The 15,734-nt window shown below is 69.4% G+C and carries 17 protein-coding genes; 5 read left to right on the plus strand and 12 right to left on the minus strand.

Annotation, left to right across the window (positions count from 1 at the left end; genetic code table 11):
* Window positions 1-76: 76 nt before the first annotated feature.
* On the plus strand, window positions 77-784 hold the full coding sequence (locus ABW16_RS04075) for a hypothetical protein (RefSeq protein ID WP_047317870.1): 708 nt from the start codon (window positions 77-79) through the stop codon (window positions 782-784).
* A gap of 3 nt (window positions 785-787) precedes the next feature.
* Here the strand turns inward: ABW16_RS04075 and ABW16_RS04080 are convergent, their stop codons facing one another.
* On the minus strand, window positions 788-1,126 hold the full coding sequence (locus ABW16_RS04080; protein WP_047317871.1) for a hypothetical protein: 339 nt from the start codon (window positions 1,124-1,126) through the stop codon (window positions 788-790).
* 140 nt (window positions 1,127-1,266) lie between these two features.
* Between ABW16_RS04080 and ABW16_RS04085 the strand changes: the two genes are divergently transcribed.
* Window positions 1,267-1,602 carry an RNA polymerase-binding protein RbpA gene (locus ABW16_RS04085; RefSeq protein WP_046284032.1) on the plus strand — a complete coding sequence of 112 codons (336 nt, stop codon included), beginning with the start codon at window positions 1,267-1,269 and terminating at the stop codon, window positions 1,600-1,602.
* Window positions 1,603-1,645: 43 nt separating this feature from the next.
* Here ABW16_RS04085 and ABW16_RS04090 read toward each other — a convergent pair whose 3' ends face one another.
* The 4 genes from ABW16_RS04090 to ABW16_RS04105 form a co-directional block, all read right to left on the minus strand.
* The gene (locus tag ABW16_RS04090) at window positions 1,646-2,398 is read right to left on the minus strand and encodes a polyprenol monophosphomannose synthase (RefSeq protein WP_200900611.1); all 753 of its coding nucleotides are present in this window, start codon (window positions 2,396-2,398) and stop codon (window positions 1,646-1,648) included.
* Window positions 2,391-4,172, minus strand: coding sequence for an apolipoprotein N-acyltransferase (gene lnt / locus ABW16_RS04095; RefSeq protein ID WP_082133950.1), 1,782 nt, complete (start codon window positions 4,170-4,172; stop codon window positions 2,391-2,393). Before lnt ends, ABW16_RS04090 begins: the two co-directional genes overlap by 8 nt.
* Complete coding sequence (locus ABW16_RS04100; protein ID WP_047318103.1) at window positions 4,165-5,697, minus strand: amidohydrolase; 1,533 nt, start codon at window positions 5,695-5,697, stop codon at window positions 4,165-4,167. Before ABW16_RS04100 ends, lnt begins: the two co-directional genes overlap by 8 nt.
* A 115-nt stretch (window positions 5,698-5,812) precedes the next feature.
* Entirely contained in the window at window positions 5,813-6,301 is a 489-nt protein-coding gene (locus ABW16_RS04105; RefSeq protein WP_233424699.1) for an FxsA family protein, read from the minus strand.
* Between the two features lie 78 nt (window positions 6,302-6,379).
* Between ABW16_RS04105 and ABW16_RS04110 the strand changes: the two genes are divergently transcribed.
* Complete coding sequence (locus ABW16_RS04110) at window positions 6,380-7,081, plus strand: dienelactone hydrolase family protein (protein WP_047318104.1); 702 nt, start codon at window positions 6,380-6,382, stop codon at window positions 7,079-7,081.
* 4 nt (window positions 7,082-7,085) lie between these two features.
* Here ABW16_RS04110 and ric read toward each other — a convergent pair whose 3' ends face one another.
* The 4 genes from ric to ABW16_RS04130 form a co-directional block, all read right to left on the minus strand.
* Window positions 7,086-7,784 carry an iron-sulfur cluster repair di-iron protein gene (ric, locus tag ABW16_RS04115; protein WP_047317874.1) on the minus strand — a complete coding sequence of 233 codons (699 nt, stop codon included), beginning with the start codon at window positions 7,782-7,784 and terminating at the stop codon, window positions 7,086-7,088.
* Window positions 7,785-7,863: 79 nt separating this feature from the next.
* Window positions 7,864-8,253, minus strand: coding sequence for a PPOX class F420-dependent oxidoreductase (locus ABW16_RS04120; protein ID WP_047317875.1), 390 nt, complete (start codon window positions 8,251-8,253; stop codon window positions 7,864-7,866).
* Between the two features lie 61 nt (window positions 8,254-8,314).
* Window positions 8,315-8,647, minus strand: coding sequence for a hypothetical protein (locus ABW16_RS04125; RefSeq protein WP_047317876.1), 333 nt, complete (start codon window positions 8,645-8,647; stop codon window positions 8,315-8,317).
* Between the two features lie 144 nt (window positions 8,648-8,791).
* Window positions 8,792-9,541: an SDR family NAD(P)-dependent oxidoreductase gene (locus ABW16_RS04130; protein ID WP_047317877.1), complete on the minus strand. Its 750-nt coding sequence runs from the start codon at window positions 9,539-9,541 to the stop codon at window positions 8,792-8,794.
* 35 nt (window positions 9,542-9,576) lie between these two features.
* Between ABW16_RS04130 and ABW16_RS04135 the strand changes: the two genes are divergently transcribed.
* Complete coding sequence (locus ABW16_RS04135) at window positions 9,577-9,990, plus strand: F420-dependent biliverdin reductase (protein ID WP_047317878.1); 414 nt, start codon at window positions 9,577-9,579, stop codon at window positions 9,988-9,990.
* Here ABW16_RS04135 and ABW16_RS04140 read toward each other — a convergent pair.
* A complete protein-coding gene (locus ABW16_RS04140) occupies window positions 9,987-11,132 on the minus strand; it encodes a M24 family metallopeptidase (protein WP_047318105.1) in 1,146 nt (381 codons plus the stop codon). The two genes, ABW16_RS04135 and ABW16_RS04140, sit on opposite strands and share 4 nt — an antisense overlap.
* 32 nt (window positions 11,133-11,164) lie before the next feature.
* On the opposite strand from ABW16_RS04140, the gene ABW16_RS04145 reads away from it, so the two are divergent.
* Complete coding sequence (locus tag ABW16_RS04145; RefSeq protein ID WP_047317879.1) at window positions 11,165-12,127, plus strand: 5'-3' exonuclease; 963 nt, start codon at window positions 11,165-11,167, stop codon at window positions 12,125-12,127.
* Between the two features lie 25 nt (window positions 12,128-12,152).
* On the opposite strand, the gene ABW16_RS04150 is transcribed toward ABW16_RS04145, so the two are convergent.
* Entirely contained in the window at window positions 12,153-12,872 is a 720-nt protein-coding gene (locus ABW16_RS04150; protein WP_047317880.1) for a DUF4333 domain-containing protein, read from the minus strand.
* A 73-nt stretch (window positions 12,873-12,945) separates the two neighbouring features.
* On the minus strand, window positions 12,946-15,705 hold the full coding sequence (locus ABW16_RS04155) for a DEAD/DEAH box helicase (protein WP_047317881.1): 2,760 nt from the start codon (window positions 15,703-15,705) through the stop codon (window positions 12,946-12,948).
* Between the last annotated feature and the right edge of the window lie 29 nt (window positions 15,706-15,734).

A 15,734-nucleotide genomic window follows, 5' to 3' on the forward strand; every position in this document is an offset into this window, starting at 1 on the left:
CCGGTGGTTAGCGAACCTCGACGAAGGAGAGGTGAGGCTGGACCGCCGCATAAGCAGGGCCGGTTAGCCTAACGGCATGCGTCTCACCGGGCTGATCGCCGTACTGCTGTTGATCGCCGGATGTTCTGGCGCCAAGGTCGAAGAGCCGGAGCCCACTTCGACTGGGCCGGTCACCTCGAGCGCGGCACCGCCGTCGACGTCGGGGACGTCAACCTCAGCCAAGCCGGCGGGGCCACTGGCTCCCCCTGCTGCGGGCGCGGCGATCGCCGACGTCATCGCCTGGATCGAGGCCGGCCGGCCGGTCGACGCCGCCGAGTACCACAAGACCACCCGCGACGGTGAGGTCACCGACCTCATCGACGACGTCGCCTTCACGGTGCCCGCTGCGCCCCGCCGCGCCACCAGCTGCATCACCGATTCCGGTTCCCCCGACAGTGCCCTGGCGTGTGTGGTGGACCTGGCGAACCCGCCCGCGCAGCCAGCCGACGTCTACGGGGAGTGGAAGGGCGGCTGGGTCGACTTCGGCGGCAACACGCTGCGGGTGGGATCCGCGCACGGCGACCCGGGCCGGTTCGTGCACGGCGAGGGGGCGCAGCTGCCGGACGGATCGGCCTTGTCGTTCGGCGACTATCGCTGCCGGGCGGATCGAGTCGGGCTGATCTGCGTGAACTACGCCCACCGGTCGGCGGTGCTGTTCAGCCCGCAGGGCATCGGAACATTCGGCTGCCTGCACCCGGTGCCGCCACCGGCCGACGCCGGCGAGCTGTTCAGCTGCGCAAGCTGACCGTCAGCGCCAGCGGTCGGCCGAATCGACGGCCTGCAGCAGGATGTCGCACAGCTGCCGCAGCTCGTCGTGGGGAGCGTTTTCGGACAGCGCGGTTGCGATGTCCTCGGCCGCGCACCGCACCTGATAGACCCGGTCGGACAGTGCGGTCGCTTCGTCGGCCGAGAGCACCACGGAATCCGGCGTCAGCGCGGTCGTCTTCCCGCTGCTGATCAGGGCGCGCTGCTCGTACGCGCGCTGCCGGCACGACTGTCGGCAGTACTGCCGGCGCCGACCGATCCCGGCATCACCCACGTCGCGGCCACACCATCGGCACGGCTGCGGGCGGGGGCTGCGGGGCACGTCTGCACACCTTAGTCCGGGGACCGCGACGTTCCCGGTATCATGAGAGGTCGCGCCACGTGCGCCGGGAACTTCACAGGGTCCGCTCGCGTTGACACTCGCGAGGCATTTTTCACCAATAGGCATAAGGAGAGTGGGTCATGGCTGATCGTGTTCTGCGGGGCAGTCGGCTGGGAGCCGTGAGCTACGAGACCGACCGCAACCACGACCTGGCGCCGCGCCGCATGGCGCGCTACCGCACTGACAACGGTGAAGAGTTCGAGGTGCCCTTCGCCGACGACGCGGAGATCCCCGGCACCTGGATGTGCCGTAACGGCCTGGAAGGCACCCTGCTCGAGGGCGACCTGCCCGAGCCGAAGAAGGTCAAGCCGCCGCGCACCCACTGGGACATGCTGCTGGAGCGCCGCTCGGTCGAAGAGCTCGAAGAGCTGCTCAAGGAGCGCCTGGAGCTGATCAAGACGAAGCGGCGCGGCTAAGCCTTCGCCGCTCTTTCGGCCCCGGCGCTGTGCCCGCGGCGAACTAGCCGCGGGCGCCCCGGAGCCGGTTCACCCGGCCGCCGATCCCCCACCGCGCGACCTTGACCATCGCTTCGCGGATGTTGGAACCGCTCATCTTCGACACGCCCAGCTCACGCTCGGTGAACGTGATCGGCACCTCGGTGATGGTGAAGCCGCTGTTAACGGCCCGCCAGGTGAGGTCGACCTGGAAGCAGTAGCCCTTCGAGTCGACCGCGTCCAGACCGATCTTCTCCAGCACCCCGCGACGGTACGCGCGGTAGCCGGCGGTGATGTCGTGGATTCCGACGCCGAGCAGCAGACGCGCATAGGTGTTGGCGGTCTTGGACAGCACCAGCCGGCGCACCGGCCAGTTCCGCACCGTCCCGCCGTCGACGTAGCGCGAGCCGATCGCCACGTCGGCTCCGGCGTCGACGGCGTCCAGCAATCGGTAGAGCTGCTCGGGTGCGTGGCTGCCGTCGGCATCCATCTCCACGATCACCTCGTAGTTGCGCTCCAGCCCCCAGGCGAAACCGGCCAGGTAGGCCGCGCCCAGGCCGGCCTTGGAGGTCCGGTGCATCACGTGAATGCGGGCGGGGTCGGCGGCCGCCCGCTCGTCGGCCAGCTTCCCGGTTCCGTCCGGGCTGCCGTCGTCGACGACGAGGACGTGCACGTCGGGGCGAGCCTGCTGTAGCCGGTCCAGGATGAGCGGCAGGTTCTCCAACTCGTTGTAGGTGGGGATGACCACCAGCGTGTGCAGGCTGGGACGCTCACTCATCGGCGCCGTTCCTCCCGTTCTCCGCATCGGCGCCGGTGCGGCCCCGCTTGACATGACGTCGCGTAATCCGACCGCGCATGAACGTTCCATTTTGCCGTATGGCGGCCAGCAGGGCCGCAACGGCCGCTCCGAGCAGCACCCATTGGATCACTGGCGCCCACCGGGTCGCGGGCGTCAGCGTGGTCTTGAGCCGCAGGTGGCTGTCGAGATAGGCGGGCTGGAAGAAGGCGGTGCGGGCCAGCTCGCGTCCGTCGGGGGCGATCACGGCACTGATTCCGGTGGTCCCGGCGACCACGACGTAGCGGTCGTGCTCGACTGCGCGCACCTTGGCGAACGCCAGCTGCTGGTCGCTCATCGTCTCGTCGAACGTCGCGTTGTTGGTCGGTACGGCCAGCAGCTGGGCGCCGGCGAGCACCGACTGGCGCGGCGCGCGATCGAAGATCACTTCCCAGCAGGTGGTCACCCCGATCGGGACGCCGGCGACATGCACCACCCCATTGCCGTGGCCAGGAACGAAATACCCTGCCCGGTCGGCATAGTCGGACAGGTGGCGGAAGAACCCGCGCCACGGCAGGTACTCACCGAACGGCTGCACGATCCGCTTGTCGTGGCTCTCCCCCGGCCCGGTGCGCGGATCCCACACCAGCACTGAATTCGACGCCACCGGATTGTCCCGGCTCCAGCCGGACGCGGCACGTACCGTGCCCACCAGGATCGGGGCGTCGATCGCTTGGGCGGCGACGGTGATCTGCTGCGCGGCATCGATGTTCGTCAGCGGATCGATGTCCGAGGCGTTCTCCGGCCAGATCACGAACAATGGCTGCGGGGCGCGCCCGGCCGCGACATCCTCTGCCAACCGCAGGGTTTCGCGGACGTGATAGTCGAGCACCTCGCGGCGCTGGGCGTTGAAATCGAGGCCGAGCCGCGGCACGTTGCCCTGCACGGCGGCCACCGTGATCGTCGGTTCGTCACCCGCGCCCACCCCGGAACGGCGCACCCCCGGCCACACCACGACGGCGGTCAGCATCACCAGGCAGATACACAGTCCGGGCACCAGCACCGCCGGTGGGCGGTCGGCGGATCCGGGTGCCGGCGGATGCCGCAGCCAGCGCACGATCTCGATGGTCAGAGCGGTGCCGGCGCAACCGATCAGCACCACGCCGGTCGATAACAGCGGAACGCCGCCGAGCGCCACCAAGGGCAGCAACGGTCCGGCGGTCTGGCCGTATCCCGCGGCACCCCAAGGGAACCCGCCGAACGGGAATACCGACTTCGCCCATTCCTGGGCCGCCCACAGCAGCGCGAACCAGATCGGCCAGCCGGCCAAAGAGCGCACGGCGACCGCCGCCGATCCGAACAGCGCGGGAAACAGTGCACACATCAGGGCCAGCATCAGCCAGGGCAGCGCGCCGACCAGCCCGCCCACCCACGGCAGCAGCGGCAGATAGAACGCCAGGCCGAACAGCAGGCCGTAGCCGAAACCTCCGGCCACGGTGGTCTCGCGGCGAACGAGCACCCAGCTCAGCAGCGCGAAGGCCAAAATCGCGGCCCACCACCAGTTCAGCGGGGGAAAGCTGGAACGCAACAGCATGCCCGCGCCCACCGAGGCGGCCAGCTGCGCCCAGCGATCCGCGGCGGCGAAGCCCAGCCGTTCCAGTCGGTTCGGCCCCGGCGGGTCGGCGTGGGTGAGAACGTCACCGGCCGATTGGGTTGGCACCCCATCGGCCGGGTCGGCGGGGGTTTCGGCAGCCGGTTCGTCGGTGGTCTCAGCCATGCAGAACCACACCACGGTGCACAGTGCGACGGCATCGGGGGCTGGCGCCGGGCTCGATCACCGGCAGCACGGGCACCCGTGCGCGCGGATCGGTCGACCACCGCTGGACCTTGTCGCGGGGCGCCTCGACGGCCAGGGCGCTGGTCTCCCAGACTGCGTACGACGCGGGTGCGCCGGCCACCAGGGTCCCGGTGATGCCGTCGTTGATACCGGCTGCCCGCCAGCCACCCCGCGTCGACGCGGCGAAAGCGGCCCGCATCGACACCGCACTGCCCGGCGTGCGGTGGTGGGCGGCTGCGCGCACGGCAGCCCACGGATCCAATGCGGTCACCGGGCTGTCAGAACCGAACGCGAGGGGCACGCCTTGGGATGCTAACAGCGCGAACGGGTTCAGCCCGGCGGCTCGCTCGGCGCCCAGCCGCTGAGCGTACATGCCGTCCTCGCCGCCCCACAGGGCGTCGAAAGCCGGCTGCATGCTGGCGATCACGCCCCAGGAACCCAGCTTCGCGGCCTGTTCGGCGCTGACCATCTCCAGATGCTCCAGGCGGTGCCCGCACCGGGCCACCGCCGGCACCCCGAATTTCTCCACCACCCGTTCCAGTGCCGAAACCACCGTGGCGACCGCGGCGTCGCCGATCACGTGAAATCCGGCGGTCACCTCCGCCTCGGTACAGGCGCACAGGTGGGCGGTGACCGCGTCGATGTCCAGATGACTCACCCCGGTACAGCCGGGTGCATCGGCGTAGGGCTCGTGGAGCCAGGCGGTGTGCGAGCCCAACGCCCCATCGACGAACAGATCGCCGCCGAGCCCGCGGGCGCCGGTGTCGGCGATCAACTCACGTGCCCGGGCTGCGGTGGTGACCGCTTCGCCCCAGTAGCCGACGACCTCGACACCGTGGCCGGCATCGCTGCGGGCCCGTAGTTCGCGCCAGTCGTCGAGGCCGCCGATGTCCGGGCCTGCGCATTCGTGTACCGCGACGATCCCCGCCGCGGCGGCGGCATCCAGTGCCGCCGCCCGGGCTTCGGCGCGCTGCGAGGCGGTGAGCAGGGTGCCGGCCACGGCGCGGACGCGGTGGTGGGCGTCGCCGGACAGCGGGGCGTCGGCGTCGATACTCGGCGGCAATCCCGGGACCAGGTTCCGCAGCGCGGTGGAGGCCAGCGCGGAGTGGACGTCGGCGCGAGACAGGTATGCCGGTCGATCCCCCACCGCGGCGTCGATGGCCGCGGTGTCCGGGGCACGGCCCTCAGGCCAAACGGATTCGTCCCAGCCGTGCCCGCGGATCGGCTCGCCGGGATGGGCCGCGGCGTAGTCGGCGATGAGTTGCAGGCAGTGCTGCGCCGAGGTCGCCGGCCGGAGGTCCAGCCCGATGCGGCACAGCCCGGTCTCGGTGACGTGGAGATGACTGTCCACGAAAGCCGGTGTCACCAGCGCGCCGTCGAGTTCGATCACCTCGGCCTGCGGGAACTGCCCACGGCCGACGTCGTCGCTGCCCAGCCAGGCCACCACACCGTCCCGGACCGCCATCGCGGTGGCGTCCGGATGACTCGGGCTGTGGATTCGCCCGCCGAGCAGCAAAGAGACAGGTCTGCCGGTCACAACGGTCACGACGTAGAAAGTACGGGTTGGCGCAGGCTGCGGGTCAGGCGACCGGAAGGGCGCGCTGCCCGACCTCGGTGACGTCGACAAATTCGGCGTCGATGTAGTCGGCTCGGCTCCCGGGTGTGCGCCGGGTGGTGTACCACTGCCGACCGACCGCGGCCGCAGCCACCAGCGGGGTGTGCCTGCCCAGCGCGGTGGCGGCCACCGCGGCCAGCAGCGGGCGGGCCGCGGCCCGAGTCGGGGGCGCCAACAGCAGCAAACCCACCAGCGAGGTCACGGGTCCCGGAACGAGGACCAGCACGGTGCCGACCGTGACCAGCCCGCTGTCGGCGAGAACGCCGGGGTCGGCGGGCTTGCGCAGGCGACGGATCTGGCGCCTGATCTGCCCGCTCGCCAGCACCAGGCCGGCCAGGAAGGTGCCCAGCAGCACCAACGTCGTCCAGCCGAACCCGATGGTCCAGATCAACGCGACAACCGCCGCCACCTCGACCAGGGCGTAGAGACCGAACATTCGCAGCACAGTGCTCACCATGCCATCCCAACGTTCGGGCCGGTCATGTGGTTCCAGACCGTCGCGGCGACGCACTGGGACGGCAATACTGATGCGATGACGACGATCCACATCGACGCGCCCGCCGGACCCATCGACGCGCTGCTCGACATTCCCGCCGGGCCCGGACCGTGGCCCGGTGTGGTGGTGATCCACGACGCGATCGGCTACGGCAGGGACATGCAGTCCATCTCCGGACGTGTCGCGGGCGCGGGCTACCTCGCGCTGTCGCCGAACCTGTACTCCCGGGGCGGCCGGGCGCGCTGCATCACCCGGGTGATGCGGGAGCTGCTCACCCAGCGTGGCCGTGCACTCGATGACATCCTGGCCGCCCGCGATCACCTGCAGGCCATGCCGGAGTGCTCCGGCGCGGTCGGTATCGCCGGCTTCTGCATGGGCGGCCAGTTCGCATTGATCCTGGCGCCCAAGGGGTTCGGGGCCTCGGCGCCGTTCTACGGTGTGCCGCTGCCCCGCCACCTCGAGCAGACCCTCGACGGCGCCTGCCCGATCGTGGCCAGCTTCGGGGGCCGCGACCTGATGGGCCGCGGCGCCGCCGATCGGCTACGCCGGGTGGTCGAGGACAAGGACATCGCGCACGACATCAAGGTGTATCCCAGCGTCGGTCACAGCTTCGCCAATCAGCTGCCGGCCCAGCCGCTGATCCGCATCGCCGGCTTCGGCTACGACGAGGCCGCGACCGCCGATGCCTGGGCACGCGTGTTCGGCTTCTTCGGCGAGCACTTGCACGCCACGGCCTGACCGGTCAGGCCGGACCGCCGGCCGCTGCGAGCACCCGCGGGAACAGCACGTTGTTCTCCTTGTGCACATGCAGATGGATGTCGGACTCCAGGTCTGCAAGACCGGCCAGCATCGCGGTGTAGCTGGCGCAGGCATCCGCCGGGACGGTGTAGCCGTTGGTGAGCTCACGCAGTTCGGCCAGCAGATGACCGGCATTTTCGTGTTCCTGTTGGTTCTCCGCCAGTTCGGTGCGCACCTCGTCGGGCAGCGGGCGGTCCGGGCGCCCGGCGTGCAAGCTGATCTCGGGGAACAACAGCGTCTCTTCGGTGCGCAGGTGCGGCTCCATGCCGGCTCGAAGCTGGTGGAACACTTCCCGGACCCGGCGCAGTTCGCTGTGCTTGGGGCCGTGCACGCGCGCCACTTTGTCGACCAACTCCGCCAACCGCGGGAACTCGTCCCACAGGAACCGATGGTGGGTGCTGACAATGTGGGCGATCAGCGAGGTGTCGTCGTACTGCGCCCAGTCGGCCGGCCGGCCCGGTTCGTTGGCGTTGAGCGCGGCCAGCAGTTCGTCGGCGTCGACTCCGTCGGCGGCGCACGCCGCCGCCAGGGAGCGCTGACCGTGGCAGCAGAAATCGATCCCGAATCGGCTCAGGATGCGGGTGCTCGACGGGTCGGCGGTGACGATGTCGCCCAGGATCTGATCGGAAGTGACGGTGACCATGGTGGCTCCTAGCGGTCGGGGTTCCGATCTAACAATGCTAATTTTGATGAGCAAAATCCATTATATGTGACGCAGTCGATCACGCAGGGTCGGCCGGGGTCAGGGCCAGCCCGACGTTGGTGCGCATGCCACCACGCAGCTTGCTGAAAAAGTTGAACACGGGCCCGATGAGCTTGTAGCGCTTGCCGATCGCCGCATAGACGGCGCCGTTGTGCGACTTGTCCAAGACCGTGGCGACGGCCTCGATCGCCTCGCTCTTGGGTCGGCCTCGCACATCGCAGACCGCCAAGGTGACTCGCGGGGTGTTGCGGATTCGCTTGACTTTCCAGGACGACTCCTGGGTGATCACCAACAGCCGGTCTCCGTCGGCCGCGGCCCACACCGGGGTCGGCTTGGGCCGGCCGTCCTTGGTGAACGTGGTCAGCAGCAGATAGTCGGACTTGGCGATCTGGGCGAAAGTGGGGGCCATGCCCGCGAACCTACCCGCCCGGAGCCCCGGCGACAGCGACGCACACGGAACAGCCGAACGGCTACAGCGGTGGGCGGCTCGCGATTGGATGCAAGTCGGCGAGCTTGGGCAGCTCGGACTTCGGCTGCTCGGCTTTCGGCTGCTCGGCATCCACGAATGCGGCTACGGCATCAAGCGTGATCAGTCCGTAGCGGACCAGCAGATCAACCGCGTTCAGGCCGAAATGGGTGGCAACCCGGATCAGGTTGTCGGCGGTGATCAGACGCCCTTCATGCGCAGCCTTGTAATAGGCAGACTTTCGATAGCCGAAGGCCTCGTATACCTCGGTCGCCGGGAGCGGCCTACCGACCAGGTAGGGCAGCACAACCGACGGATCCTTTTTACGATCGTCCATGGTTTTACACGCTAGTCCTGTCAGGCTGGAATAGGTCAGTAAATTATATCGAAATTCTTCGGGTATTCCCACAACCTGGGAATGTCGGGTTCCGTGACATCGTACGTAACGCCCAGTCGCGGCCCTGGGCCGGGTCCCGCTTTGTTAACGCGGCATCCGGCGCCAAACGGCCTGCGGCAGCAGTCGCAGCGCGGCGAACAGCGGGCGCAGCTCCCACGGCACCCACACGGTGCGGCGGCCCCTGCGCAGGGCCCGGGCCGCCGCGAGCGCCACCTGCTGCGGGGTGCTCGCCAGCGGTGCGGGATCCATGCCGACGGTCATCCGGCCGACGACGAAACCCGGTCGCACGGTCAGCAGTCGCACACCCGTGCCGTGCAGTGCGTCCGCGAGCCCGCTGGCGAAGCCCTCGAGACCGGCTTTGGCCGAGCCATAGACGTAGTTGGCCCGTCGTACCCGCACCCCTGCCACCGAGGAGAACACCACCATGCGGCCCCGGCCGGCGGTGCGCATAGCCGTGGCCAGATGGGTGAGCAAGCTGATCTGGGCGACGTAGTCGGTGTGCACGACGGCCACCGCGTGCGCCGCGTCGGACTCCGCGCGGGCCTGATCGCCCAGGACGCCGAATGCCAACACCGCGGTGCCGATCGGGCCGTGCTCGGCAATCAGTGCCGCCACCAGGGGGCCGTGGGCGGTCAGGTCGTCGGCATCGAACTCTTTGGTGTGCACCGCGACCGCGCCCGCGTCGCGCACCGCGGCGACTTCGGCGTCGAGCCGATCGGCGGACCGGGCCGCCAGCACCACCGTCGCGCCCGGCGCGAGCTGCTGCGCCAGTTCGAGGCCGATCTCACTGCGTCCGCCGAAAATCACCACCGGCCCGTGCACCGTGTCGTTCACGGCTGAGATTATCGCCTGCGCTAGCGTGGGCGGTGATGGCGAACGCGACGACTCGACTCACCAGTGACGCGTTGGCGTTTCTCACCGAACGTCACCTGGCGATGCTGACCACCCTGCGGGCCGACAATTCGCCGCACGTGGTGGCGGTGGGTTTCACCTTCGACCCGAAAACCCACATTGCCCGCGTGATCACCACCGGCGGTTCGCAGAAGGCAGTCAACGCCGAACGGGCCGGGGTCGCCGTGCTGAGCCAAGTCGACGGGGCGCGCTGGCTCTCGCTGGAAGGCAGCGCCACCGTTAACGACGCCCCCGCAGCGGTTCGTGACGCCGAACTCCGTTACGCCCAGCGCTACCGCACGCCCCGGGTGAATCCGCAGCGTGTGGTGATCGAAGTCCAGGTGGAACGGGTGCTGGGTTCTGCCGATCTGCTCGACCGCGGCACCCGCTAGTCAGCCGACTCTGGCACCGGCACCACCACCAGCTCGTGCGGCCGATTGTTCAATGACTCCGCACCGTCGGCGGTGACGATCACGATGTCTTCGATGCGGGCACCCCACTTGCCGGGAAAATAGATGCCGGGTTCGACCGAGAACGCCATCCCCGCCCGAAGCGCCTCCTCATTGCCGGCGACGATGTAGGGCTCTTCGTGCACGGACAGGCCGATGCCGTGCCCGGTGCGGTGCACAAAGTATTCGGCCAGCCCGGCGCCGGCCAGCACGTCGCGCGCTGCGGCGTCGATCTGCTGTGCCGTCACCCCCGGGCGAACACTGGCAACGGCGGCACGCTGCGCCTCCCGCAGTACCGAATAGTGTTGTACCACATCTGGACTCGGTTCACCCAGGCTGTAGGTCCTGGTCGAGTCGGAATTGTATCCGGGCTCGACCGGTCCGCCGATGTCGACGACCACGATGTCCCCGGTCTGCAGAACTCGCTCGGAGCATTCATGGTGCGGGTCGGCGCCGTGCGGGCCGGAACCCACGATGATGAAGGCCACCTCCGAATGTCCTTCGGCCACGATCGCTTCGGCGATATCGGCGGCGACGTCGGCCTCGGTGCGGCCCGGCACCAAGAACTCCGGCACCCGGGCGTGCACCCGGTCGATCGCCGCGCCGGCCTTGCGTAGGGCATCGATCTCGCTGGGGTCCTTGATCATTCGCAGATCACGCAGGACTCCCGTCGCCAAGACGGGCGTGGTGCCGAGCACGTCGACCAGTGGTAGCAGATGCAGAGCCGGCATCGAGTCGGTGACAGCGACCGCCGACGACGAAACTCCACCCAGCGCCTCGCCCACCATGCGATAGGGGTCCTCACCGTCGACCCAGTCCCGCACCGCCACACCCAGGTCGGCCACCGCGGATTCGCGCAGCGCCGCCAGCTCCAGGCGCGGCACCACCATGGTGGGCGAACCCGCAGCCGGCAGCACCAGCGCGGTGAGCCGCTCGAAAGTCTGGGCCCGCGACCCGATCAGGTAGCGCAGGTCGTAGCCGGGGGTGATCACCAGGCCGGCCAGGCCGGCGTTCGCGGCGGCCGTGGCCGCGGCGCTCAAACGATGGGCATAGACGCTGCTTTCGAACCGGGAAGTCACGCACATCAGGCTATCGGGCGGGAAATAGGCTGGCACCCATGACTGCTCCCGTGTTGCTGCTCGACGGTGCCAGTATGTGGTTCCGCTCCTACTTCGGGGTGCCGTCCTCGATCACCGCACCCGACGGCCGGCCAGTGAACGCGGTGCGCGGCTTCTTCGACTCGGTGGCCACCCTGATCACCCGTCAGCGTCCGGGACGGTTGGTGGTCTGTCTGGACCTGGACTGGCGGCCGCAGTGGCGGGTGGACCTGGTCGAGTCCTACAAGGCGCACCGGGTGGCGGAAGAAGCGCCCGCCGGTGCCGACGCCCCCGACATCGAGGAAGTGCCCGACGAGCTGAGCCCGCAGGTGGAGATGATCGCCGAGCTGCTCGACGCGTTCGGGATCGCCACGGGCGGGGCGCCGGACTTCGAGGCCGACGACGTGCTGGGCACCTTGGCGGCCGCCGAACGACGTGACCCGGTGATCGTCGTCAGCGGTGACCGCGACCTGCTGCAGGTGGTCGCCGAGCAGCCCGTCGAGGTATCGGTGCTCTACCTGGGCCGGGGGTTGGCGCGGGCCACCCTGTTCGGCCCGAAAGAGGTGGCACAGCAATACGGTGTGCCAGCCGAGCGCGCCGGGGCGGCCTACGCCGAAATGGCGCTGCTGCGCGGCGACCCCTCCGACGGGTTGCCCGGGGTGCCCGGCATCGGCGAAAAGACAGCGGCCGGGTTGCTGACCCAGTACGGCTCGCTGGCTGCGGTGCTGGCCGCCGCCGCCGACCCGGGATCGCCGATGGCCAAGGGGGTTCGGGCCAAACTGCAGGCCGGGCAGGACTACATCAAGGCCGCCGGTCCGGTGGTGCGGGTGGCCACCGACGCGCCGGTCACGTTGTCCACACCGTCGGACACCCTGCCGCGGGTCGCCGCCGACCCGGCGCGGGTCGCCGAATTGGCGGAGCGCCTGGGGGTTGGATCCTCGATCGCCCGGCTCCAGCGGGCCCTCGACACGCTCCCGGACTAGGCGAGGCCGGGGCTAGAGGCCAGGCCTACTTGGGCCGGCCGACCTCGTAGGTGCCCGAGTTGTCCTGGAAGGTGACGGTCACCTGGCGTTTGGTCCCGTCGATGCTGACCTCGCAGTTGAACGTGTCGCCCTGCTTGACCACCGGGCTCTGCCCGTTGTTGCAGCGGACGTCCTTGACGTTCTTGGCGCCGTAGCCGTTGGTCTGGTCGGCCAGGATCTGCTGCACGCCTTCCTGGGCCTTGTCGATGTCGAGCTTCGTGGTGACGAAGAAACCGGGCTTCCAGAATCCCAGCACCAGCAACACCAGCACCGCGATTCCCACGCACGCCGCGAGCACCGTGCTGACGAGCCCGGACGGGCGCTTGGTCGCGGTGCCCGGCGCAGGGTATTGGCCGGGCTGCTGCGGGTACTGACCGTACTGGCCCGGCTGACCGTATTGCCCGGGCTGGCCATACTGTCCGGGCTGGCCGTACGGAGACGGCTGGCCGTACTGGCTGGGCTGGCCGTACGGAGACTGCTGACCGTACTGCTCGGGCTGTCCGTAGCCGGGATACTGCTGCGGCGCCGAGGGGTACGCGCCCTGCTGGGGGTATTGGGGGTACTGCTGCGGCGTGTAGGCCGGAGGCTGCCACTGCTGCTCAGCGCCGGTTGCGGGACCCTGTCCGGTGCCCGGCTGTTCCTCGGGCTGACCGGGCTGCTGAGGCTGCCACGGCTGCGTCGGGTCGTATCCCTGCGGTCCGCTCATCGTTGTTCCTCAAGTCCTCTCACGTAGCGGGTGCTGATCACCGCCGGCTCTCCACCGTAGCGCCCGGACCAGCCTACCCGGCGTCAACGGCAACGACGCCGCGCAAAACCGTGTCGATCGCCTGTTTTGCTGTGGCCCGCAACTCCGGACTGGGCGCCGCGTTGCGCAGCTGATCCAGCAGGTCGAGCACTTGGCGGCACCAGCGCACGAAATCACCCGCCGACAGCGGCGTCCCCCCACCGGCCGCGTCGCTGGCGGCCAGCGCCGACGCCAGATCGCCGCTGCGAGCCCACCGGTAGACCGCGGCGACGAACCCGTCGTCGGGTTCCCGGGTCGGGTTGATGCCATGCCGGCGCTCGTCGGCCCGCAACGCCGCCGAGAGCTTGCGGGTCTGTTGTAGCGCCTTGCGTATTGCTTCTGTGGGTGGCTGCAGCGTCGGCGGCCCACCGGGGCCATCGGCGCCGCGTGTCTCGTAGAGCACCGCGGAGACCACCGCAGCCAGTTCCGGCGGCTTGAGGTCGTGCCACGCCCCGGTACGCAGGCACTCGGCCACCAAAAGGTCGCTCTCACTGTAGATCCGGGCCAACATCCGGCCGTCGTCGGTGACTTTCGGATCGCCATCCTCGGCGCCTTCACCGATGAAGCCGCGTTCGGTCAGCAGCCCGACGATCCGGTCGAAGGTGCGCGCCAGCGAGTTGGTGGCGGCCTCGACTTTCCTGCGCAACTGCGCGTTGTCGGCCTCCACCCGCAGGTAGCGCTCGGCGACACGCACCTGGGTTTCGCGATCGGGCGCGTCGTGCACGGGATGGTCGCGCATGCGCTGACGCAGGGCCGCCAGCTCCGGATCTACCGGTGCGTCCTCTGCATCGCCGCGGCGTTTGCGCGAGCTGGGTACATCGAGGCCGGCGGCCGCCGACCGCAGTGCCGAGGCCAGGTCGCGGCGCACCCGCGGCTGGCGGTGCTCCACCCGCTTAGGCAGGCTCATGGTGCCGATCGGTGGAGCGGTGCCCGAATAGTCCGCCGAGGAGATACGACCGGCCCAGCGATGCTCGGTGAGCACCAGCGGCCGCGGCTCATCGGAATCCCGGTCGGCCTGCAGCACCACCGCCAATCCTCCGCGACGGCCGTGGCTGAGGTTGATGATGTCGCCGCGGCGCAGCGCCGCCAACGCATCACTGGCCGCCCGCCGCCGCTGCAACCGCGAGGCGCGGGCCTGGGCGCGTTCGCGTTCGGAGATCTTCGCCCGCAGCCGGGCGTAGTCGAGCACCGGGGAGTCGCGCCCGCCGATCTCGGCGGCGATCTCGTCGAGGGTGCGCTCGCCGCGGTCGGCGCTGCGCACCAGGCCGACGACAGACCGGTCGGCCTGGAACTGGGCGAACGACTGCTCGAGCAGCTGGTGGGCCTGCTCGGGCCCCATGTGCTGAACCAGGTTGATCGTCATGTTGTACGACGGCGCGAACGAGCTGCGCAACGGAAAGGTACGGGTGGACGCCAGCCCGGCGACCTGGTCGGGATCGGCGGTGCTCTCCCCGGGGTGCCACAGCACCACCGCATGGCCTTCGACGTCGATGCCGCGTCGGCCGGCTCGTCCGGTCAGCTGGGTGTACTCCCCCGGTGTCAGCGCGGCGTGCTGCTCACCGTTGAACTTCACCAGCCGTTCGAGCACCACCGTGCGGGCCGGCATGTTGATGCCCAGCGCCAAGGTTTCGGTGGCGAACACGGCTTTGACCAAGCCCGCGGCGAACAGCTCTTCGACGGTGTGGCGAAACACCGGCAGCAGTCCGGCGTGGTGGCCGGCCAGGCCGCGCAGCAGACCCTCCCGCCATTCGTAGTAACCCAGCACCTCCAGGTCGTCGTCGGCCAGATCCCCGCAGCGATGGTCGATCACCTCGGCGATCCGGGCCCGTTCGGACTCGGTGGTCAGCCGCAGTGGGGAGCGCAGGCACTGTTTGACCGCGGCGTCGCAGCCGGCCCGGGAGAACACGAACGTGATCACCGGCAGCAGACCTGCGGAGTTCAGGACCGCGATCACGTCCGGGCGCATCGGCGGCCGGTAGGTCGGCCGATCAGGGCGGCCCGAGCCTCCGTGCCGTTGTCGCCGGGAGCTGCCCCAGTCGGTAAGCCGGTCGGCTTCCCGGCGATGGGCGATGTGGCGTAGCAACTGGGGATCGACTCGTGGCCGGCCGCCGGCCGCACGGGCGTCGGACCCGGATTCGAACAGATCGAAAAGCCGTTTGCCGACCATCATGTGCTGCCACAACGGCACCGGGCGATGTTCGTCGACCACGACGGTGGTGTCGCCGCGCACCGTCTGAATCCAGCCGCCGAATTCCTCGGCGTTGCTGACCGTCGCCGAGAGGCTGACCAGTCGCACCTCCTCGGGCAGGTGCAGGATGACCTCCTCCCACACCGCACCGCGCATCCGGTCGGCCAGGAAGTGCACCTCGTCCATGACCACGTGGGAAAGACCTTGCAGCGCAGACGAATTCGCGTACAACATGTTGCGCAGCACCTCGGTGGTCATGACCACCACCGGCGCATTCGCGTTGATCGACAGGTCACCGGTCAAAAGGCCCACCCGGTCCTTGCCGTACCGGGCCACCAGGTCGGTGTGCTTCTGGTTGCTCAACGCCTTGATCGGCGTGGTGTAGAAGCATTTTCCGCCCCCGGCCAGAGCCAGGTGGACCGCGAACTCGCCGACGACGGTCTTGCCGGCGCCGGTGGGCGCACACACCAGCACTCCCCGACCGTCCTGGAGGGCCTCGCAGGCCCGACGCTGGAAGTCGTCGAGGCCGAAGGGGAGTTCCGCGGTGAACCGACTCAGCTCAGTCATGCCGACGAGCCGCCGGTATTGTGTGCCGA

The sequence above is a fragment of the Mycolicibacter heraklionensis genome, assembly GCF_001021505.1.
GTDB lineage: Bacteria > Actinomycetota > Actinomycetes > Mycobacteriales > Mycobacteriaceae > Mycobacterium > Mycobacterium heraklionense.